The sequence below is a fragment of the Petrimonas sulfuriphila genome (assembly GCA_038561985.1).
Taxonomy (GTDB): Bacteria; Bacteroidota; Bacteroidia; order Bacteroidales; family Dysgonomonadaceae; genus Petrimonas; species Petrimonas sulfuriphila.
This window is the reverse complement of record CP073276.1, coordinates 1,586,961-1,609,318: the sequence shown is the minus strand read 5'-3', so window position 1 is coordinate 1,609,318 and position 22,358 is coordinate 1,586,961. Positions and strand designations below refer to the sequence as shown.

Here is a 22,358-nt window from a genome sequence, read left to right as displayed (position 1 = left end):
AACATAAAAGGTGTATATTTGCACCCTTTACATTTTACAACTATGATGAATTGGATTTTTCTTATTGTTGGCGGATTGTTTGAGGCCGTTTTTGCTTTCAGTCTTGAAAGGATGTCGGCAAGTACAGGCAAAACGGCCGTTATGTGGTTTTTGTCCTTTCTGATTAGCGTCTCCATCAGTATGTTTCTACTTTTCAAAGCCATTAGCGGTGAAAATGCCGTTGCCGTTGGAACAGGTTACGCCGTGTGGGGTGGAATAGGTGCAGTGTTTACGGTATTGGCAGGAATTCTTTTCCTGGGAGAATCCACGGCCTTCTGGCGGATTTTTTTTCTTTGCACACTGGTTTTGTCGGTTATCGGACTGAATTTGGTGGGCAAGCATTAAAAAGTAAAGACGCGACTTATCGCGTCTTTACAAAATTTATCTTACCGGAGATTTTACTCAATCGCGGCCTGGGCTGCTGCCAAACGTGCGATAGGCACCCGGAACGGAGAACAGGAGACATAGTTGAGCCCTACACGGTGACAGAACTTCACCGATGAAGGTTCACCCCCGTGCTCACCACAAATACCGCATTTAAGTGAGGGTTTCACTGCACGGCCATTCTGTACGGCCATGCTTACCAGTTGTCCTACCCCGTTTTGATCGAGAACAGCAAACGGGTCTTGTTTCAGGATCCCTTTATCAATATATAACGGCAGGAATTTAGCCACATCATCACGGCTATAGCCGAAAGTCATCTGTGTCAGGTCGTTCGTGCCAAACGAGAAGAAGTCGGCTTCCTTGGCGATCTTGTGAGCGGTGAGTGCAGCACGGGGGATCTCGATCATTGTCCCAATCTTGTATTCGATGGAATCACTGTTTTCGCTGAATACCTGTTGGATAGTTTTTTCAATAATCTCTTTCTGTGCCTGGAACTCATACACGATACCTGTCAGCGGAACCATGATTTCCGGAATGGCCTTGATGCCTTCCCTTTTCAGTTCAAGCGCAGCTTCAATGATAGCCCGGGTTTGCATTTCCGTGATTTCGGGATACAAGTTTCCAAGGCGGCAACCGCGCAGCCCAAGCATAGGATTCGATTCCATCAGGCTTTCCACACGTTCGTGTATATCGCTGTAAGAAATATCCATTACCCTCGCCATTTCCATTTGCCCTTTTTCATCGTGGGGAACAAATTCGTGCAAAGGAGGATCCAACAAACGGACAGTCACGGGATATCCGTCCATAGCTTCAAAAATTCCTTTGAAATCTTTTTTCTGCAGGGGGAGCAGTTTTTCCAGCGCTTTACGACGGCCCTCTTCATTTTTGGCCAGAATCATTTCACGCATGGGAATAATCTTGTCTTCTTCGAAGAACATGTGTTCGGTGCGGCACAAACCGATTCCGGTAGCCCCGAAATTACGTGCTACTTTCGCATCCCGAGGTGTGTCGGCATTGGTCCTTACGTTCATACGGGTATACTTGTCTGCAATCTTCATCAGTTCGAGAAAATCGGGACCCAACTCAGCATCCTGCGTCTGTATTTTTCCTTCGTAAACATTTCCAGTAGTACCGTTTAACGAAATCCAATCCCCTTCATTAAACACTTTCCCGTTAATGGTCATTTTCCTTTCCTTGTAGTTGATAACCACACCGTTTGCTGCCGACACGCAACATTTCCCCATACCGCGTGCCACAACGGCAGCGTGAGAAGTCATTCCTCCGCGGGCGGTTAAAATCCCCTGTGCTGTGGCCATACCGCGCAAGTCTTCGGGCGACGTTTCGATGCGGCAGAGGATCACTTTTTTTCCTTCTTTAGCCCATTCTTCAGCTTCGTCGGCATGGAAGACAACTTGTCCTGCGGCAGCCCCTGGCGATGCGGGGAGCCCGTTGGTTACCGGTTTGGCCGCTGCCAATGCTTTTTTATCGAAAACAGGGTGTAGCAACTCGTCTAATTTTTCGGGATCGCAGCGTTTCAGTGCCGTTTTTTCATCGATATAACCCTGATGAAGCATATCGATGGCTATTTTGATCATGGCAGCCCCGGTACGTTTACCGCTGCGGGTCTGCAACAACCACAGCTTACCGTCTTGTATGGTAAACTCGAGGTCCTGCATGTCTTTGAAGTAGTCTTCAAGTTTCTGCTGCGTTTCAATCAGTTCTTTGGCACATTCGGGCAATGCCTCTTCGAGTGAAGGGTACTTAGCGGCACGTTCTTCTTCCGATACCCCTTGCAGTTTTGCCCAACGGCGTGAACCTTCGAGTGTTATTTCCTGCGGTGTGCGCACACCTGCCACCACATCTTCTCCTTGTGCGTCTATCAGGTACTCACCGTTAAAAATATCTTCACCGGTTGCAGCATCGCGGGTGAAAGCCACTCCTGTTCCGGATGTCTTACCCATATTTCCGTAAACCATGGCCTGCACATTAACAGCGGTTCCCCACTCTTCCGGGAAATTATTCATTTTCCGATAAAGGATGGCGCGTTCGTTCATCCAACTGTCAAAAACAGCGCAGACGGCTCCCCAAAGCTGCTCCCATGCACTTTCGGGAAAATCATTTCCTGTACGTTTTTTCACGGCAGATTTGAAACGTTTTACCAAATCTTTCAGGTCATCGACAGTCAGTTCGTTGTCGAGCTCCACTCCTTTGGCTTGTTTCATCTCTTCCATTATTTCTTCGAACGGATCGATATCCTCTTTGCTTTGTGGCTTCATTCCCAACACCACGTCGCCATACATCTGCACAAAACGACGATAAGAATCCCACGCAAAACGTTCGTTCCCCGATTTTTTGGCTATTCCTTCCACGGCATCGTCATTTAATCCAAGATTCAGGACCGTGTCCATCATGCCAGGCATTGAAACCCGGGCGCCGGAGCGCACAGAAACCAAACAAGGATTTTCCCTGTCACCGAACTTAGCTCCCATCAGCTTTTCGATGTTTTTAATTGCTTTTTCAACCTCGGGCTTCAACACATCTACCACATAATCTTTGCCAAGCTGGTTGTATTCGGTACACACTTCGGTGGTAATGGTAAATCCCGGGGGGACGGGCACACCGATCAGGTTCATTTCGGCAAGATTAGCGCCTTTCCCTCCAAGCAGATTCTTCATATCTGCACGACCCTCGGCCTGTCCGTTGCCAAAGGTGTAAACTCTCTTCTTCTTCATCTTTCGAAAAATTTATTTGTTAATCATTAAATGTTGGATTCTGTGCTGTAATTTTCTGCAAATGTAGTAAAAAATTTAATATTAGATCGTGTAGGAATTCGGGATTACTGCGTCCCCGTTTCCTCATCCATGAGTATTCTCTCCTGAGGTGCCGACACGTTGCGTTGGGCGGGTTGGACAGAATCGTTTGGATGTCCCAAAAAGATATTATTCAGCCGAATATTTCTAAACATACCGATGGTGTCTTGCAACCTTACAAACCCAGTTATTCCCCTAATTGTATCACCGGGGATATACTTTTGTCCGTGCAACAAGTAGCTCCTGTTCTCAACAATGAACTCGGAGTGATAAATAACCGTATCGTTGTATTCGAGCATCAATACTGCCCGCAAATCTGGTTTCGAACGAGCGGGGATACCGATAACGTCGAAACCGAAATCGAAACCGCTGCTATTTATCTTTTGAGCAATGTCAGTTGTGTCCATCCGGAAACGGAAACCGTTTTTCGGATTTGTTTCATCAAAAGAGTAGTTTTCAGGAATGTAGGAAGGCGAATAAGAACGGGCGGTAAGTGATTGCTCTTGTTGGAGCTGACGATTCATGACCTGTTCGCTCGCTCTCTGGCGGCGTTGCAGGCGCGCCTTAACGGAATCGTTCATTTTCAGGTAGATATCTATTCTGTCTGAATACCAGGAAAGGGAGGTATCCCACTGCGCCTGCGTTGTTTGGTGTTTCCTGAAAACATCGCGGATAAGCGCCTCCTTTTTTTCCGGTGTGTCGAAGCCCTGATAATCATTTTCAATCATTGCTTCGGCAACGTAAATATCGTACATCAGTTTTTCCATATCTTTCCTGTTCAGCACTTCTTTCGGCCTGTTGCAAAAAGAGAACAAAATGCTCAGAATTACCGAAGTCAGGAGATATGCAGCAACTTTACGATTCACAAACAGCTTTTTTTTCCAATTGTTCCTGCCTTTCACGATCAAACTTCTCTTTATCTTTTTTCGAGAGAAGTGAATAGGAAAGTGTTTTTCGATAAAAAACCAACAACAATACAACGCCTACGGATATGGCTGAGTCGGCAACGTTAAAGATAAAGCGAAAAAACAAGAAGTCTTTGCCGCCCATCACCGGAAACCAATCGGGATATGTCCCCTCAATAAGTGGGAAATAAAACATATCCACCACTTTCCCGTGGAGCAGGGAAGCATATCCTTCACCAAAAGGCACTACAGAGGCAACATGTCCCGGGTAACTTGCCTGGAAGAATACTCCGTAGAAAACGCTGTCGATAATGTTTCCCGATGCGCCGGCCAACACCAGTGCGATGCAGGCAATAAAGCCAATCTTGTAATTTTCTCGAACAATCCGGAGTAAATAAACAAAAATTGCTCCTACGGCTATTATTCTGAAAAGGGAAAGAAACAATTTGCCTATGGCTTCTATACCGAATGCCATACCGTTGTTTTCCACGAAATATATTTTAAACCAATCGGTTATATGAATCATATCGTAGAGAGCCATGTGGGTTTTCACCCAGATTTTACTAACTTGGTCGACGAGTAAAACCAAGAAGATGACTGAAACGGCAATAAGTCCTTTTTTTGTGGAGCTGTTCATTCGGGTAGCCATTTGTACGTAATTACACCGGGGAGAGAAATACTTCTTTCCTGTCCAGCGATCATTCGTGTTGTCATTGAAATCATTAGCTAACGGTTATTTTCTTTTTCCTTGTTTAGCTTCGATGCTTAATGTTGCGTGGGGCACTGCACGAAGACGTTCTTTAGGGATTAGTTTACCGGTCTCACGACACACACCGTAGGTTTTGTTTTCTATACGTATTAATGCTGCCTGTAAGTTTTGAATGAACTTCATCTGACGTTGAGCCAACCGTCCGGCCTCCTCTTTCGATAACGTTGAAGCGCCCTCTTCCAACACCTTGTAAGTAGGTGACGTATCCACCGTATCGTTACCATCCGCATTGGTGACCGCTGCCCGGTAGTTTTCGTACTCCTGCCTGGCTACCTCAAGTTTTTCATTAATGATGGCCCGGAATTCTTCCAATTCCTCATCAGAGTATCTCGTCTTTTCACTCATAACAGTAAATATTTTATAATTTATTTCAATTGTTTTTCCTAACGTTTAGTATCGATCAATTAATAATCGGCAACGGTGTTGTTTTATGTCAAAATAATCTTACCTGTAGTTGTTTTCGCAAAGATAACAAAAATTAGTTACCGATATATCAATCATAAACGCAAATAGTCCGACTATTGTTTACGTATATCAATAGTTAATTTCTCATCATCAATCTCTATTTCATCTTCAAAAACCAGTGTTTCTATTTCTATAGAGTCGGCAAGCACCTGAGTCTTGATATATTCGCTGAATTCCCTTACGGCACTGTCGAACAACGGATTTGACGAAAACCGGACAGCGATGCGGTCGGTAATATCAAAATCTTTCGACTTGCGTAAATTCTGAATACGGTTTACCAACTCGCGGGCAATCCCTTCTTTGCGCAGTTCATCAGTTACGGTGATATCCAACGCAACGGTCAACTGTCCCTCGTTGGCCACCAGCCAGCCTGGGATATCTTCCGAAATAACTTCCACGTCAGCCAGATCGATTACGACTTCTTGTCCTTCTATCCGAAATGCAAAACAACCGTTTTTCTCCAACTTATTTATCTCATCCCGCTGCATTTCCTGGATACGTGCAGCAAGTTGCTTCATTATTTTCCCGTATTTAGGCCCAAGTTTCTTGAAATCGGGTTTCACCCGCTTCACTAGCATATCGTTTGCCGAATCTACGAACTCCAGTTCTTTCACGTTCACTTCACTAAGAATAAGAGCCTGAACCGCTTCAATGTTTCTGCGCTGCTTTTCATCTGCGACGGGGATCATGATTTTCGTCAACGGCTGGCGGACTTTTAAATTCACTTTTCGCCGCAACGCCAACACAATAGATGATGCTGTTTGTGCCAGGTACATTTGCTCTTCGAGGGCAACATCGACAGCCGATTCATCGACGGCGGGGAAATCAGCCAGATGCACAGACTCAAAACGTTCGCTACCGGTTACTTTCACCAAATCCAGGTAAAGCCTGTCGGCATAGAACGGAGCGATGGGAGCCATCAGCTTCGCTACCGTAACCAAGCATTGATAAAGGGTTTGATAGGCTGACATTTTATCCTCGGTCATCTCGCCTCCCCAAAAACGTTTGCGGTTTAAACGGACAAACCAATTGCTGAGGTTGTCGTTTACAAAGTCGTTTATTGCTCTTCCTGCTTTGGTAGGCTCGTAGCTGGCATAGTCCCCGTCCACCTCTTTAACCAGGGAGTTCAGGAGCGACAGGATCCACCGGTCAATCTCGGGGCGTTTCGCCAGTGCAATCGGGGGATATTGATTGTGAAAATCGTCCACGTTCGCATAAAGGGCAAAGAAGGAATAGGTATTGTACAATGTTCCGAAAAATTTGCGGCGGGCCTCTTCCACGCCGTCAATATCGAATTTCAGGTTATCCCAGGGTGCGGCATTGGTAACCATGTACCAGCGGAGCGGGTCGGAACCGAACTTCTCTATAGCTTCAAACGGGTCAACCGCATTTCCCAATCGTTTCGACATCTTATTGCCGTTCTTGTCGAGGACCAACCCGTTTGAGATCACATTCTTAAAAGCCACACTGCCTTTAACCATCGTACTGATAGCGTGCAGCGTAAAAAACCATCCCCGGGTCTGATCAACTCCCTCTGCTATAAAATCGGCAGGATAAACTTTTGCAAATTTCTCTTCCGCTATGTGTGGATAGAAGAACTGGGCAAAAGGCATGGCGCCGCTATCGAACCAGACATCAATCAGATCGAGTTCTCGGTGCATCGGCTTTCCGGTTTCGGAGACCAGCACAATATTGTCCACATAGGGACGGTGAAGGTCGATTTTCCCGTATTCCAGATCCCTGTACTCCTTCAGGTCAAAATCCTTCCAGGGCAGTTCGCTCATCACACCGGCATCGAGTGCTTTTTGCATTTCGTTGCACAGCTCTTTTACCGAACCGATACATTTCTCCTCCCGGCCGTCTTCTGTACGCCAGATCGGAAGTGGTGTTCCCCAGTAACGGCTGCGGCTCAGGTTCCAGTCCTGCAGGTTTTCGAGCCACTTTCCAAAACGGCCCGTTCCGGTGGACTGGGGCTTCCAGTTGATGGTGTCGTTGAGTTCCATCATCTTTTCACGACAAGCTGTCGAGCGGATAAACCAGCTGTCGAGCGGATAATACAACACGGGCTTATCTGTTCTCCAGCAGTGTGGGTAGCTGTGAACAAATTTTTCGATGCGGAAAGCACGGTTCCGAAGTTTGAGAGAAACGGACAGGTCGATATCCAGTGTTACTTCATCAGCAGACAACGCTTGATCGTATTCATTCTTCACGTATCTTCCGGCAAACTCCTTGTACAAATCAACATTCACGTTGTTTTGTACAAAACCACCGTCCAGGTCTTCCAGGCGGAAGAATTTCCCGGTCAGGTCAACCATTGGCCGGGTGTTTCCGTCTTTGTCAACAACGGTTAGTCCGGGGACATCGTTTTCTTTACCCACCTTCGCGTCATCGGCTCCAAAAGTAGGCGCAATGTGTACAATCCCCGTACCGTCTTCAGTTGTTACAAAATCGCCACAAACGACTTTAAACGCTTTTTCCGTCACCTTTATCCAGGGGAAAAGTTGTTCATATTCCAGGCCGGCCAATTCCGTGCCTTTCCATGTTTTTTCCAACACCCGGAACGGTATATTTTTATCCCCTTCCTGATAATCCTCCAGTTTTAGTTGAGCGTTCTTCGCCGGGAAATAAGAATCGAGAAGGTTTTTCGCCAACACCACAGTCACCGGGCAACCCGTATATTGATTGAACGTCTGAACAGCAACATATTCGATGCTCGGACCCACCGCCAGCAACATATTCGACGGCAGTGTCCAGGGTGTGGTTGTCCAGGCCAGAAAAAAGACTTCGCCAAACTGTTTCCACTCGGGTAGCGGATGGATTACTTTAAACTGTGCTGTACAGGTGGTATCTTTAACGTCGCGGTAACAACCGGGCTGATTCAGCTCGTGCGTACTCAGCCCGGTTCCCGCTGCCGGCGAATACGGTTGAATGGTATAGCCTTTGTAGAGATATCCTTTTTTGTAAATTTCTTTAAGCAGATACCATAACGTCTCTATGTAACGATTATCATAGGTAATGTACGGATCGTTCATATCCACCCAATAACCCATTTTCCGCGTGAGGTCTTCCCATTCTTTGGTATATTTCATCACCTCTGTACGGCAAGCATTGTTGTACTCTTCTACCGAAATGGTTTTACCGATATCCTCCTTGGTAATACCAAGCGTTTTTTCCACACCCAGTTCCACGGGAAGTCCGTGAGTATCCCAGCCGGCTTTCCGGTTTACCAAAAAACCTTTCATGGTTTTGTAACGGCAGAAAATATCTTTAATGGAACGTGCAATTACGTGGTGAATACCCGGCATCCCGTTTGCTGAAGGCGGGCCTTCATAAAACACAAACTCCGGATGGCCTTCACGTATCTCCAGACTTTTGCGAAATACGTTCTGCTCATCCCATTGCCGCAACATTTCCTTATTGATCTCCGATAAATTTAACTGACTGTATTCGGTGAATTTCTTGCTCATTGTCAACGTTTTTATACCACTTAAAAAAATTGTCTGCAAAGGTAGTGATTTTTTACAGAAATTAGAAAGCTGAAAATTAGAAAATAGCAAACAACCCCACACAGCTTGTCGTGCAGGGTTGAGAGTCGTAAACCTGGAAATTAAATTCCTAAATCGTATTATTCCTTATCCCGGCTGTAATTAGGTGCTTCACGCGTGATCATCACACCGTGCGGATGGCTTTCAGCATATCCGGCAGAAGTGATGCGGGTGAATTTGGCTTCGTGCAGTTTCTCGATGGTTGAAGCTCCGCAGTAACCCATTCCGGCACGAAGTCCGCCGACCATCTGATAAATAACCTCTTGCAGCGTTCCCTTGAAAGGCACCCGGGCTTCAATCCCCTCGGGAACCAATTTTTTTATGTCGTCTTCCACGTCCTGGAAGTAGCGGTCCTTCGAACCTTTCTGCATTGCAGAAAGCGAGCCCATCCCCCGGTAGGTTTTGAATTTCCTTCCGTTGAAGATGATTGTTTCTCCGGGTGACTCCTCTGTCCCCGCCAACAACGAACCCATCATTACGGATGAACCGCCGGCTGCCAGCGCTTTCACGATATCCCCCGAATAACGTAATCCGCCATCAGCGATGAGCGGCACCCCTGATCCCTTCAACGCCTGTGCCACATCGTAAATAGCCGAAAGTTGCGGAACGCCCACACCAGCTATTACCCGCGTAGTACAGATCGATCCGGGGCCGATACCTACCTTCACTCCGTCGGCCCCCGCCTTTACCAGAAATTTTGCTGCATCGGCCGTGGCAACATTTCCTACCACAACGTCTATTTCAGGAAAAGTTTTTTTGATAAGTTTTAGCATATCACCAACACCTTTCGAATGTCCGTGAGCGGTGTCTATAACAATGGCATCAACACCGGCATCGATAAGAGCGGCAGCCCTTTCCACAGAGTCGAAAGTCACTCCGATCCCCGCAGCAACCCGCAACCTACCTTGCTCATCCTTCGATGCATAAGGCTTGTCTTTGGCTTTGGTAATATCTTTGTAAGTGATAAGTCCCACCAACCGGTAATTGGAATCGACCACAGGAAGTTTTTCAATTTTGTGCTGCTGAAGAATTTCGGCAGCAGCTTCCAGGTCGGTTGTCTGACGGGTCGTGATCAAGTTTTCCCGGGTCATCACTTCACGAATAAGCTTATCCATGTTGCGTTCAAAACGCAAGTCACGGTTGGTCACTATCCCAACCAGCGTATTGTCCTCAATAACGACCGGGATTCCACCGATCTTATATTCAGCCATCATTTCAAGTGCATCGGCAACTGTTTTCTCAGGATGGATACTGATGGGATTCAGAATCATGCCGTTTTCCGCACGTTTTACCGCACGCACCTGTTTTGCCTGATCGTCAACGGTCATGTTTTTATGTATGACCCCCATACCCCCTTCACGGGCAATAGCTATGGCCATAGTCGTTTCCGTAACGGTATCCATAGCTGCCGACACCATCGGGATGTTAAGCGGGATATTTCTGGAAAAATGGGTGGAGAGATCTACGTTTCGGGGAAGAACTTCGGAATAACCGGGGACCAACAACAAATCGTCGAAAGTCAACCCTTCCATTGTAATTTTATCTGCAATAAATGACATAATCTGTATGTTTAAATTTTATTGCATGCAAAAGTAACTCTTTTTATTGAATGCAACGATTTTAAAACGTTAATTTTATTTCATACCGTTGTTTTTTTAAAACGGCTAAACCACTGTTATAGAAATATTCAATAGCTGATAAGCGAACAAAAAAACAGGGTTGACGGTTAATTTTTATATCTTTGGCCGGTCATTCATAATTAACAAAAATATAATTTACAAATATGTCAGTATTAGTAGGAAAAAGAGCGCCTGTTTTTTGGGCACCCGCAGTTCTTGACGGGAACATCATTGAGGATAATTTCTCATTGGACAATTATTTAGGAAAAAAATATGTGGTTTTTTTCTTTTATCCCGCAGATTTTACATTTGTCTGCCCAACTGAATTGCACGCCTTTCAAGAAAAAATAGCAGCGTTTGAAAATCGCGACACAGTAGTTGTGGCTTGTTCTACCGACTCTGCAGTTTCACACTGGAAATGGCTGCAAACGCCAAAATCAGATGGGGGGATTCAGGGTGTCACCTATCCCATTGTAGCTGATCATGCGTTGACAATCTCCATGGCTTACGATGTACTTGCAGGAGAATACGATACCGATTCATCGGATAATCCGATTTTCGTAGGTGCCCCTGAAGCATACCGGGGATTGTTCCTGATCGACAAAGCCGGCATAGTCCGTCATCAGGTTGTGAACGATATGCCTTTAGGAAGAAGCGTTGACGAGGTACTAAGGGTGATCGACGCACTCCAGTTTACCGAGGAGCACGGTGAAGTGTGCCCCGCTGATTGGCACAAGGGGGACAAAGGCCTTATCGCAACTCAGGACGGGATTGCTTCGTATCTTTCCGAAAAGTAACTCCACACGGAGTCCGGAACTTTTTGAACAAGACATTGCCTTGTCCGATCGTTTTAAAACAGCATTGTTCCCGTTTTTAAGGGCTCTGCTGTTTTCTGCATTTGGAAAATATGCTGCAATAGGCTAAAAAAATGTGTGTTTTTGAGACTTTATTGTGTTGTTTTTGAGAAAATAGATAATAATATCCGGTTTTTTAATTACTTTTGCAATCGATTTACCTCAGACGTCCGGTAGCGGACTTCTGGCTTCAACCATCAAACTTCTCACATATATGAATCCTCTATCAGCAAGACTGCAATCACTCTCTCCATCCGAAACATTCGCGATGGCACAAAAAAGCAACGAGCTAAAAGCTCAGGGAATTGACGTAATTAATATGAGTGTCGGCGAACCCGATTTTTCCACACCCGACCACATAAAAGAAGCCGCCAAGAAGGCGATAGACAATAATTTTTCCTTCTATTCACCTGTTCCAGGATTTCCCGAGCTAAGGAAAGCCATTTGCGCGAAACTGAAAAACGAGAACAACCTGGATGTTGATCCGACACAAATAGTGGTTTCGAGTGGAGCCAAACAATCGCTCTGCAATGTCATCTTATCCATTGTAGATAAAGGGGAAGAGGTAATCATTCCCGCCCCCTACTGGGTGAGCTATCCGGAGATGGTAAAAATTGCCGAAGGGAAGCCGGTCTTCGTGTATGCCGGTATCGAACAGGATTTCAAAATCACCGCAGAACAACTGGAGAAGTCCATTACCCCCAAAACAAGGGCATTGATTTTATGCTCTCCGTCTAACCCGACAGGAAGTGTCTACACGCGCGATGAATTGAAATCACTGGCCGCTGTTTTGGCAAAACACCCCGGTATCTATGTTATTTCCGACGAGATCTACGAACACATCAACTACGTAGGAAGGCACGAGAGCATCGCTCAGTTCGAAGAAGTCCGTGAGCGGGTAATCGTAGTCAACGGAGTTTCCAAAGGATACGCCATGACAGGCTGGCGCATCGGATGGATTGCTGCGCCAAAATGGATTGCTTCCGCCTGTGGGTTACTGCAGGGACAATACACATCGGGAGCATCGTCGATCTCACAAAAAGCAGCCGAGGCTGCCTACACCGGGAATCAGGATTGTGTTGAAGAAATGCGTGTTGCATTTGAAAGGAGAAAAAACCTGATCACAAAGCTCCTGAAAGAAATTCCGGCATTGAAAGTCAATGACCCCAAGGGCGCGTTCTACGTTTTTGTTGAATGCAGCAGTTACCTGGGGAAACAATTTGACGAAAAGAGAATTGACACAGCAACTGATTTGGCCATGTATCTTCTGGAACAGGGACACGTTGCCTGCGTGGGCGGCGATGCTTTCGGCGCACCGGGCCACATCCGCTTCTCTTATGCCACATCGGATGAGAATATAGAAAAAGCCGTTTCCAGGGTAAAGGGTGCACTGGAAAAACTGAGATAAAGCGTTTCGCAGTTTCTACACGAGAGTGCGTTATCGCAATTTATTAGCTAAAAACAGGCGGCAGCAATGCCGCCTGTTTCTTTAGAACGTGACGTTGACCATCACCGGAAAATGATCGGACGGAAAACGGGCGTATGGCAATTCATTCAGTACGCCGTATTTATTCACTTTCACCCCTTCCGTAACCCATATATAATCAATTCGTCCCTTCATGGGAGAATTCAAGTTCAATGCATTAAACGTTCCTTCCGTCCCGTAAGGCGGCTGCACCGAAATCAAGTAGGAATCTTTCAGCCTTCCGTCATTCCTCAGGATTTGTATGGGTTCATCATCGGGCGTAGCGTTAAAATCCCCGGTGCAGAAAACGGTATTGTCTCCGGCAATCTCTTCTATTTTCTTTAAGAGCAACAACGACGAATTTCTTCGAGCTTCACGCCCCTCATGATCGTAATGTGAGTTGAAAACAAAAAACACTTTCCCTGTTTCTTTGTCTTTAAACTTTGCCCATGAACAGATCCTGTTGCAACAGGTAGCGTCCCAGCCTTTACCCGGCACGTCAGGGTTTTCAGCAAACCAGAAATCTCCGTTCTCCAACAGATCGAACCTCTCTTTTTTATAAACAATGGCTGAGTGTTCACCGGCATCCTTTCCATCGTCGCGCCCTGAACCGGTGTAAGCATAATTTCCAAGCTCAAGAACATCCGTCAGCTGATGCTTAAACGCCTCCTGTGTACCCACAATATCAAAATCGTGAAAACGAACCAGCCCCTTCACCATCTCCTTGCGATACTTCCAAGCATTCGGATGATCTTTTTTGGTGTCCATCAGGACGTTAAACGTAGCAATATTCATCGTGAGGCTTTTTTTGGTTGTTGAACATCCTATTAAAATTATGCTGAAAAACAGCAGAAAAAAGAACGGTAATCGTTTCATCTGAATATGTTTTAATTATTATGATCGAATTTTAGAAACCGTTTTGAATTTTTTCATGTCCTGTTTTATGCCTACTTTGGGATGGATTTGGATTTTCAGTTCGCACATAATAGCGGGCTATTTTGAAAAAATGAAAATTCAAAACGGTTTTTTAATCCCTCAAAATTACATTTAATTACTATATTTACGAAAAGTATCGTAAAATAAATACCGAATATTCAAGGCCCGAAGACCGCTAAAAAGAATGCTTCTAAATAAGAGAGCCGGGAAAATTATTCCTTAATTTATTCTTTTTTGATGTTATAAAATGCTATTTTTGTGCTCTCAATTGAATTTCCACATTCCTATTAAAGCAAATTTTTCATTTCTTGATCACGGTAACTGAAAATCAATATAATTACTAAATAAAATTTTAAACAAAAACTTTATGAGCTGGCTAATTAAATCTTCTATTGGACGGAAGCTGATTATGAGTATTTCCGGTTTGTTTCTCGTCCTGTTTTTGATGTTTCACAGTTTGATGAATTTCGTAGTTATCCTTTCGGCCGATGCATACAACACCATTGCATCATTGCTGGGAGCTAACTGGTACGCACTTATTGCAACTGGAATTCTGGCGTTGGGTTTTATTATCCACATTATCTATGCGTCCATCTTAACGCTTCAGAACCAGAAAGCGAGAGGATCAAACAAATACGCTGTTTCACAACCGCAAAAAAATGTCTCGTGGGCATCGAAAAACATGTTCGTTCTGGGTACAATCATCCTGGGATTTTTGGTGCTTCACTTAATCCATTTCTGGTCTAAAATGCAATTGGTAGAGTTGATGCACGGGCACAACTATGCTGCTGCAGGCTACCACGATCCGACGGATGGTGCTTATTTTATCCGTGAACTGTTCACTCAACCTCTTTACAGTATTGTATATATCGTATGGCTTGTTGCGCTATGGTACCACCTCACTCACGGCTTCTGGAGTGCCATGCAAACCCTGGGGTGGAACAACCAGATCTGGCTGCCCCGTCTGAAGAAAATATCCTATGTGGTTGCAACCGTTATTTGCCTGTTGTTCATTTCAGTTCCGGTTTATTATCTGCTTGGCTTTGGCGCCTAATTTTACGTATAAAAATTTAAAAACATTATGATAAACAAAGAAGACGAAACTGCAAAAGTAGAAAACAAAACTACTCTGACAGACAACAAAATAAAGTTGGATTCTAAAATTCCAAAAGGTCCTTTGGCCGAAAAATGGTCATCTTACAAGGCGAACCAAAAACTGGTAAACCCTGCCAACAAGCGCCGACTCGATATAATTGTCGTAGGGACGGGACTTGCCGGAGCATCGGCAGCAGCATCACTGGGCGAGTTGGGATTCAATGTGTTGAATTTCTGCATCCAGGATTCACCTCGCCGCGCCCACTCCATTGCTGCACAGGGAGGGATCAATGCTGCAAAAAACTATCAAAACGATGGTGACTCAGTATACCGCTTGTTCTACGACACGATTAAAGGAGGTGACTACCGCGCACGCGAAGCCAATGTTTACCGCCTAGCCGAAGTTTCCAACAACATCATCGACCAGTGCGTGGCCCAGGGTGTTCCTTTTGCCCGCGAATACGGGGGTTTGCTCGACAACCGCTCCTTCGGGGGTGCGCAGGTATCCCGGACTTTTTATGCCCGCGGACAAACCGGCCAGCAATTGCTCCTGGGTGCTTACAGTGCGTTGAGCCGTGCCGTAAATAAGAAACAAGTAAAACTATATACGCGTTACGAGATGGTTGACCTTGTGATCATCGACGGGCGTGCCCGCGGTATCATAGCCCGTAATCTCGTGACCGGAAAGTTGGAAAGATTTGCTGCTCACGCGGTTGTGATCGCTACCGGCGGATACGGAAATACCTTCTTCCTCTCCACCAATGCCATGACCTCCAACGGATCAGCTGCCTGGCAGTGCTACAAAAAAGGGGCTTATTTTGCCAATCCCTGCATGGCGCAGATTCACCCGACGTGTATTCCTGTTCACGGTGAATTCCAATCGAAACTGACGCTTATGTCGGAGTCGTTGCGCAATGACGGCAGGATATGGGTTCCCAGAAAGCTTGAGGATGCTCAGGCTATCCGTGAAGGAAAACTAAGGCCGACAGAAATAAAGGAAGAAGATCGCGATTACTACCTGGAACGCCGCTACCCCGCTTTCGGGAACCTTGTCCCCCGCGACGTGGCATCACGCGCAGCCAAGGAACGCTGCGACGCAGGCTACGGAGTCGGAACAACCGGGTTGGCCGTTTATCTTGATTTCGCCGATGCCATCAAACGTCTGGGAAAAGATGTGGTGGAAGCCCGTTACGGGAACCTTTTCCAGATGTATGAAAAGATCGTCGACGACAACCCATATGAAACCCCGATGATGATCTATCCCGCCATCCACTATACCATGGGTGGAATTTGGGTTGATTACGAACTGATGACCTCCATACCCGGACTCTTTGCCATTGGCGAAGCCAACTTCTCCGATCACGGCGCGAACCGCCTGGGCGCCTCCGCATTGATGCAGGGATTAGCCGACGGATATTTTGTTCTGCCCTACACCATACAAAGTTATCTGTCCGACCAGATCAGGGTACCCAGGTTCAGCACCGACAGCCCCGAGTTTGAAAAAGCAGAAAAAGATATTGATGCACGTATGGAAAGGCTCATGAGCATAAAAGGCAACCATTCCGTGGACCACTTCCATAAGAAACTCGGACACATCATGTGGGATTTAGTCGGAATGGGACGTGAAGCAGATGGCTTAAAGAAAGCTATCGAAGAGTTGAAGGTATTGAAAAAGGAGTTCTGGGCAGATGTACGGATACCGGGCGAAAAGAGCTCGTTGAATATTGAGTTGGAAAAAGCACTTCGTCTTGCCGATTTTATCGAAATAGGCGAACTTATGGCTCACGATGCGTTAGACAGAGAAGAATCCTGCGGAGGACATTTCCGTTTGGAACATCAGACAGAAGAAGGGGAAGCCTTACGTCACGACGACCGGTTCTCCTATGTTTCCTGTTGGGAATATCAGGGCGAAGAAAAAGCTCCCGTTATGTACAAAGAACCTCTCGACTATGAATTTATCGTGAGACAACAACGCAATTATAAGTCGTAATTTAAAAATCGTATCATCCTATGGACAAAAATATAAATATCAACGTAAAAGTCTGGCGTCAAAAAGGCCCGAAAGCCAAAGGAAATTTTGAGACCTACGCATTGAAAGAGATCTCGCAGGGCAGTTCATTCCTCGAAATGATGGACATTCTGAACGAACAACTCATCAACGAAGGGAAGGATCCGGTTGTTTTTGATCACGATTGCCGCGAAGGGATTTGCGGAATGTGCAGTTTGTATATCAACGGCCATCCGCACGGACCCGATGAAGACATTACCACCTGCCAGCTCCACATGCGCAAATTCAACGATGGAGACACCATTACAGTTGAGCCTTGGCGTTCAGCGGGATTTCCCGTAATCCGGGACCTGATGGTCGACAGAACAGCTTTCGATAAAATTATCCAGGCTGGTGGCTATGTTTCGGTAAACACCGGTGGCGTTCCCGACGGAAATGCAATTCCAATTCCCAAACATGCCGCAGATGAAGCCATGGATGCTGCCGCCTGTATCGGATGTGGAGCCTGTGTGGCAACCTGCAAAAACGGATCAGCCATGCTTTTCGTTTCGGCAAAAGTGAGCCAGTTGGCTTTGCTCCCGCAAGGACAAGTAGAGCGTGTTAAACGCGCCAAGGCGATGGTAGCAAAAATGGACGAACTCGGCTTCGGTAACTGTACCAATACGGGTGCTTGTGAACAGGAATGTCCCAAGAATATATCCATCAGCCATATCGCCCGCTTGAACCGCGAGTTTCTGAAAGCAAAAATAAAGGACTAATCTGCTCTAAATCGATTTACAAAGCGTTTTGTTCTTGTGCGGAACAGAACGCTTTTCTTTTGTGAGCTAATCCGTAAATAGGATTAATTAACATTCTGGATTTAACTTTTTTCCGTTTTAACTGTCTTACTATATAGATTTGCATTTGCAAACGGTTTGATTATTTACTAAAACACATTAGTTATGAAAACAAAGAAATTATGGATGATCCTCCTGGCCTTTCTATTGATGGGAGGTACGGTAAGTGCTCAATTACGGTTTGGCATAAGAGGAGAAGTAGGTATCAACAAACCTTCCTTTACCAAGGACGTATATTCAGTAGAAAACATGAATGACTTCAAGGTGGGCCCTACATTGGAATTTATGCTCCCTGTTGTTGATTTTGGAATTGAAGGATCGGTTTTATACAGCAACGAGAAAATGAATATAAAAACCGTAAATGATCAGGGAATCAAAACTGTAGCTGAAGATATCTCCAATCATTCCATCGACGTTCCTGTAAACTTAAAATACAAAATCGGGCTTATCTCCCCGGTAAAAATTTTTCTGGCTGCCGGTCCTTACGCTAATTTCTGGCTAGCGGGGGATGATTTTAAATCTGAAGTCTTTATGGACAAGGTAGAGGCAAAAAAATTTCAAGCAGGCGTTAATCTGGGAGCCGGCCTGGAAGTGATCAACCACGTAGCTGTAGGCTTTAATTACAGGATGAAATTAACCGATGACTACTCTGTATATGAACCCGCCTTTGAAGATATTTTTAATCAGAAGGATGGATTTTGGTCCATTACCGCTACCCTGTTTTTCTAAATGAAACATGTTGTTTGCTGATGTAATCCTGCCACTTCCCTTAGCCGAATCTTTTACCTACGTTGTTCCTGCAGAGATGCAGGAAAAGATAGGTACCGGATTCAGGGTGGTTGTTCCTTTCGGGAAACGGAAGTATTACACAGCGGTGGTCCTAAGGCTACACCATAAGCCGCCAAAAGGAGTTGAAATAAAAGAAATCCATTCCCTCACCGATTCACATCCGGTTGTAAACGAACATCAGATTCGTTTGTGGGAATGGATCTCTTTTTATTATTTGTCACCGTTGGGGGATGTTTATAAGGCAGCCTTGCCATCGATGATGAAGCCACAGGATCTGGAGGAAAGGTATAGATCCAGAACGGAAACCTATATCCGGCTCAACACAGGCATCCATGATATTGACCGGCTTACCGGGCGGTCTAAAAAACAAGCTGAACTTTATCAAGCACTTAGGCAATTATTTTTGGAAGAAGGCAGGGAGGGCATTCCGAAAAAGGAAATTACTGCAAAAACCGGCTACAGCAATACTGTTTTAAAGGGGTTGACGGAGAAAAACATAGTGATCCAGTACCCGGAAGAGGTGAGCCGGATCGATACGCATTTTGTATCATCGCGTAAGGCGTTTAACTTAAATGACCATCAGCAAAAGGCACTGGAAGAGATAAACCGTTCATTTGAAGAAAAAAATGTTTGTCTTTTACACGGGGTTACATCGAGCGGGAAAACCGAAATTTACATCCACCTCATCGAAGAGCAGCTGAATCAAGGGAAACAAACGCTTTATCTGGTTCCCGAAATCGCCCTCACCACACAACTGACTTCACGGCTTCAGGCGGTTTTTGGAGATAAACTCGGAATCTATCACTCCAAAATAAACGATAATGAACGTACTGAGATCTGGCAAAAAATGCTATCGGATTCGCCTTATGAAATCGTTATCGGCGTAAGGTCGTCGCTATTCGTGCCTTTCCGCCAACTGGGGCTGGTAATCGTGGATGAGGAGCACGAAACCAGTTACAAGCAACAGGAACCAGCGCCCCGGTATCACGCGCGTGATACAGCCATAGTACTGGCTCAAACTTTTGGTGCAAAGACATTGCTAGGATCGGCTACACCGTCCATCGAAACGTATTACAACGCTAAAACCGGGAAATACGGACTTGTAACCCTCGAAAAACGATTTGAAAATATCGAACTTCCCCGCATCACACTGGAGAACACCCGGGAGCTCCGCCGAACAAAGAAAATGAAAACGCTACTTGCCCCTGGACTGATCGAAAAGATAAACACGGCCCTGGGATCGGGCGAGCAGGTGATTCTGTTTCGCAACCGGCGCGGGTTTGCTCCTATGCTGGAATGCAAGCTTTGCGGCTGGATCCCAAAATGCAACCACTGTGACGTATCACTTACCTACCACAAGAATCGCGGGGAGCTGAAATGTCATTACTGCAACAAGACGTATAAACCGGTCGGTGAATGTCCTGTTTGTCACGAAAAAAGCATAGAGCCTGTCGGCATGGGTACCGAGAAGCTGGAAGAAGAAGTGATACAACTTTTCCCCAGTGCCACTGTCGCACGGATGGACACCGATACCACACAAGGGAAATACGCTTACGAGAAGATAATCTCCGATTTTCAGAAAAATAAAGTGCAAATTTTAGTAGGTACTCAAATGCTCTCGAAAGGGTTGGATTTCGAGAATGTGAGCCTTGTAGGGATTGTCTCAGCAGACGGATTGCTCAATCGACCCGATTTCCGTTCGCACGAACGCGGCTTTCAGCTGATGTTACAGGCCGCCGGACGTGCCGGCAGAAAAAACCGGCAAGGTGAAGTTGTCATTCAGACCGCCGATCCGGGGCAACCGATTTACCGATACCTGGAGACAAACGATTACGAAGGTTTCTACCACTCCCAGCTAGAGGAACGAAAGTTATTCAACTATCCCCCTTACAAGCGGTTAATTTCCATTGTATTTAAACACAAAGACGAACACAAAGTGGAATCGGGGTCTGCATTTTTCGCCCGGTTATTACAACAATCGCTTGGTGAAATGGTGCTCGGTCCAAACAAACCGTTTATCAGCCGTATTCAACAATATCATCTCCGCCAGATTCTGCTCAAGCTCGACAACCATTTGTCCCCTGCCAAAACCCGACAATTCATTAAATCCGTTGAATCCCGCTTTCGCGAAAAACAGGATTTTAAATATTTGGTGTTGTATTTTGATGTGGATGTGATGGGTTAACGCAAAAAACCGAACTGCCTCCGCAATTCGGTTTTTACTTGACGTTTCGCTGACGCGTAACTTTATTTCATTTCAATTTCTTCTTTCAGGTCTATTTCGTTATTTTCTTTGTCGTAAAACACATATTGCAGGAATCCCAAACTCTGATTGGGTATTACTTTCAAAGCAACATTGTATTTCTTTTTCCATTTGTATTTCAACGAGAATAAACCTTGTTGAATATAAGCTGCAACATAAGGATGTATATGCAGACTGAATTTCTTCACTTTTAGCTTGTTTACTAAATAATCGATTTTACCCTCCAACGTGTCGGTAAATAAAATCGACGATTTAATCTTCCCTTTTCCAAAGCAAGTGGGGCACACCTCGCTTGTGGCTAATTCCATTTCGGGGCGCACGCGCTGACGCGTGATTTGCATCAACCCGAATTTGCTCAGCGGGAGAATTTTGTGTTTCGCTCTGTCCGATGCCAGAAACTCGTTCATCTTATTGAACAGCTTGTTGCGATGATCGCCCGAACTCATGTCGATAAAATCGACTACAATGATGCCACCCATATCACGCAGACGCAGCTGGCGGGCAATTTCCTCAGCGGCAGCAACATTCACCTCAAAAGCACTGTCTTCCTGACCGAGCGATTGTTTATTGCGGTTTCCGCTGTTCACGTCAATAACGTGTAATGCCTCGGTGTGCTCTATAATGAGATAAGCGCCGTTCTTAAACGTAACGGTTTTGCCAAAGAGCGATTTAATCTGTTTGGTGATGCCAAAGTTGTCCAATATTGGTGCTGCTCCGTTGTAATGTTTGACTACATTTTTCCGGTCGGGAGCAATTAAACCGACATACTCGGCAATCTGTTTTGCCACATCCTGATCATTGATGTGGATCTGTTCAAACGATGGGCTGAAAATATCGCGAAGCAATCCGACCGTCCGTCCCGTTTCTTCAAAAACCAGCGACGGTGCTTTTGCTTTTGGCAATTTCTCTGCAGTATCTTCCCAACGTTTAACCAATACTTTTAACTCTGCATCAAGTTCTGCGACTCTTTTCTCTTCGGCGTTAGTACGAATGATTACGCCAAAGTTCTTGGGCTTAATGCTTTGCACGAGTTGTCGAAGGCGTGCGCGTTCCTCACGCGATTTAATTTTTTGCGAAACCGAAACGCGATCGATAAACGGTATCAGCACCATGAATCTTCCGGCAAAAGAAATTTCGGCTGTCAACCTCGGGCCTTTGGTCGAAATAGGTTCTTTGGCGACCTGCACCAGGACCTCCTGTCCCACCTTTAATTTGTCCGATATGGAACCGTCTTTCTCGATTTCGGGCTGCAATTTCATTTTCTGCAACAACGGAATCTTTTTCTTGTCTTCAATCGTTTTCAGAAAACTCGAAACAGAGTTAAATTCTACCCCTAAATCCAAATAGTGAAGAAAAGCGTCCTTTTTGTGTCCTACATCTACAAATGCAGCATTTAGCGCAGGCATCAATTTTTTGACCCTGCCTAAATAGATGTTTCCCACCGCGTAAGATTCACTCTGGCTCTCTTGTTGTAACTCTACGAGTTTTTTGTTATCGAGAACCGCCAGCGTAATCTCCTTAGGCTGAACATCCACTACAAGTTCGCTTGCCACAATTTTTTTTGTTTTTAAATGTT

The 22,358-nt window shown here is 45.5% G+C and carries 16 protein-coding genes; 8 read left to right on the top strand and 8 right to left on the bottom strand.

Annotation, left to right across the window (positions count from 1 at the left end; all coding sequences use genetic code 11):
• The first annotated feature begins 45 nt into the window (after positions 1 to 45).
• On the top strand, positions 46 to 384 hold the full coding sequence (locus KCV26_06620) for a QacE family quaternary ammonium compound efflux SMR transporter (protein ID WZX38340.1): 339 nt from the start codon (positions 46 to 48) through the stop codon (positions 382 to 384).
• A gap of 53 nt (positions 385 to 437) precedes the next feature.
• On the opposite strand, the gene KCV26_06615 is transcribed toward KCV26_06620, so the two are convergent.
• From KCV26_06615 to guaB, 6 genes are all read right to left on the bottom strand, one after another.
• The gene (locus tag KCV26_06615) at positions 438 to 3,155 is read right to left on the bottom strand and encodes a pyruvate, phosphate dikinase (protein ID WZX38040.1); all 2,718 of its coding nucleotides are present in this window, start codon (positions 3,153 to 3,155) and stop codon (positions 438 to 440) included.
• Positions 3,156 to 3,259: 104 nt separating this feature from the next.
• Positions 3,260 to 4,099 (bottom strand): DUF4296 domain-containing protein, encoded by an 840-nt coding sequence (locus KCV26_06610; GenBank protein ID WZX38039.1) that lies wholly within the window; start codon positions 4,097 to 4,099, stop codon positions 3,260 to 3,262.
• Positions 4,089 to 4,775, bottom strand: coding sequence for a lipoprotein signal peptidase (locus KCV26_06605; protein WZX38038.1), 687 nt, complete (start codon positions 4,773 to 4,775; stop codon positions 4,089 to 4,091). Before KCV26_06605 ends, KCV26_06610 begins: the two co-directional genes overlap by 11 nt.
• A 96-nt stretch (positions 4,776 to 4,871) precedes the next feature.
• The gene (locus tag KCV26_06600; protein WZX38037.1) at positions 4,872 to 5,252 is read right to left on the bottom strand and encodes a TraR/DksA C4-type zinc finger protein; all 381 of its coding nucleotides are present in this window, start codon (positions 5,250 to 5,252) and stop codon (positions 4,872 to 4,874) included.
• Between the two features lie 173 nt (positions 5,253 to 5,425).
• A complete protein-coding gene (locus KCV26_06595; protein WZX38036.1) occupies positions 5,426 to 8,839 on the bottom strand; it encodes an isoleucine--tRNA ligase in 3,414 nt (1,137 codons plus the stop codon).
• Positions 8,840 to 8,997: 158 nt separating this feature from the next.
• Positions 8,998 to 10,476, bottom strand: a complete 1,479-nt coding sequence (gene guaB, locus KCV26_06590) for an IMP dehydrogenase (GenBank protein WZX38035.1) — start codon at positions 10,474 to 10,476, stop codon at positions 8,998 to 9,000.
• A 224-nt stretch (positions 10,477 to 10,700) separates the two neighbouring features.
• On the opposite strand from guaB, the gene KCV26_06585 reads away from it, so the two are divergent.
• The gene (locus KCV26_06585) at positions 10,701 to 11,333 is read left to right on the top strand and encodes a peroxiredoxin (GenBank protein WZX38034.1); all 633 of its coding nucleotides are present in this window, start codon (positions 10,701 to 10,703) and stop codon (positions 11,331 to 11,333) included.
• A 271-nt stretch (positions 11,334 to 11,604) separates the two neighbouring features.
• Complete coding sequence (locus tag KCV26_06580) at positions 11,605 to 12,798, top strand: pyridoxal phosphate-dependent aminotransferase (GenBank protein WZX38033.1); 1,194 nt, start codon at positions 11,605 to 11,607, stop codon at positions 12,796 to 12,798.
• Between the two features lie 81 nt (positions 12,799 to 12,879).
• On the opposite strand, the gene KCV26_06575 is transcribed toward KCV26_06580, so the two are convergent.
• Positions 12,880 to 13,731 carry an endonuclease/exonuclease/phosphatase family protein gene (locus tag KCV26_06575; GenBank protein WZX38032.1) on the bottom strand — a complete coding sequence of 284 codons (852 nt, stop codon included), beginning with the start codon at positions 13,729 to 13,731 and terminating at the stop codon, positions 12,880 to 12,882.
• Positions 13,732 to 14,158: 427 nt separating this feature from the next.
• Here KCV26_06575 and KCV26_06570 point away from each other — a divergent pair, with 427 nt between their 5' ends.
• From KCV26_06570 to priA, 5 genes are all read left to right on the top strand, one after another.
• Positions 14,159 to 14,845, top strand: a complete 687-nt coding sequence (locus KCV26_06570) for a succinate dehydrogenase cytochrome b subunit (GenBank protein ID WZX38031.1) — start codon at positions 14,159 to 14,161, stop codon at positions 14,843 to 14,845.
• A gap of 90 nt (positions 14,846 to 14,935) precedes the next feature.
• The gene (locus tag KCV26_06565) at positions 14,936 to 16,876 is read left to right on the top strand and encodes a fumarate reductase/succinate dehydrogenase flavoprotein subunit (protein WZX38339.1); all 1,941 of its coding nucleotides are present in this window, start codon (positions 14,936 to 14,938) and stop codon (positions 16,874 to 16,876) included.
• A 20-nt stretch (positions 16,877 to 16,896) separates the two neighbouring features.
• The gene (locus KCV26_06560; protein WZX38030.1) at positions 16,897 to 17,652 is read left to right on the top strand and encodes a succinate dehydrogenase/fumarate reductase iron-sulfur subunit; all 756 of its coding nucleotides are present in this window, start codon (positions 16,897 to 16,899) and stop codon (positions 17,650 to 17,652) included.
• Between the two features lie 183 nt (positions 17,653 to 17,835).
• Positions 17,836 to 18,459: a PorT family protein gene (locus tag KCV26_06555; protein WZX38029.1), complete on the top strand. Its 624-nt coding sequence runs from the start codon at positions 17,836 to 17,838 to the stop codon at positions 18,457 to 18,459.
• Positions 18,460 to 18,466: 7 nt separating this feature from the next.
• On the top strand, positions 18,467 to 20,704 hold the full coding sequence (priA, locus tag KCV26_06550) for a primosomal protein N' (protein ID WZX38028.1): 2,238 nt from the start codon (positions 18,467 to 18,469) through the stop codon (positions 20,702 to 20,704).
• 62 nt (positions 20,705 to 20,766) lie between these two features.
• Here priA and KCV26_06545 read toward each other — a convergent pair whose 3' ends face one another.
• Positions 20,767 to 22,335 (bottom strand): Rne/Rng family ribonuclease, encoded by a 1,569-nt coding sequence (locus tag KCV26_06545; protein ID WZX38027.1) that lies wholly within the window; start codon positions 22,333 to 22,335, stop codon positions 20,767 to 20,769.
• Between the last annotated feature and the right edge of the window lie 23 nt (positions 22,336 to 22,358).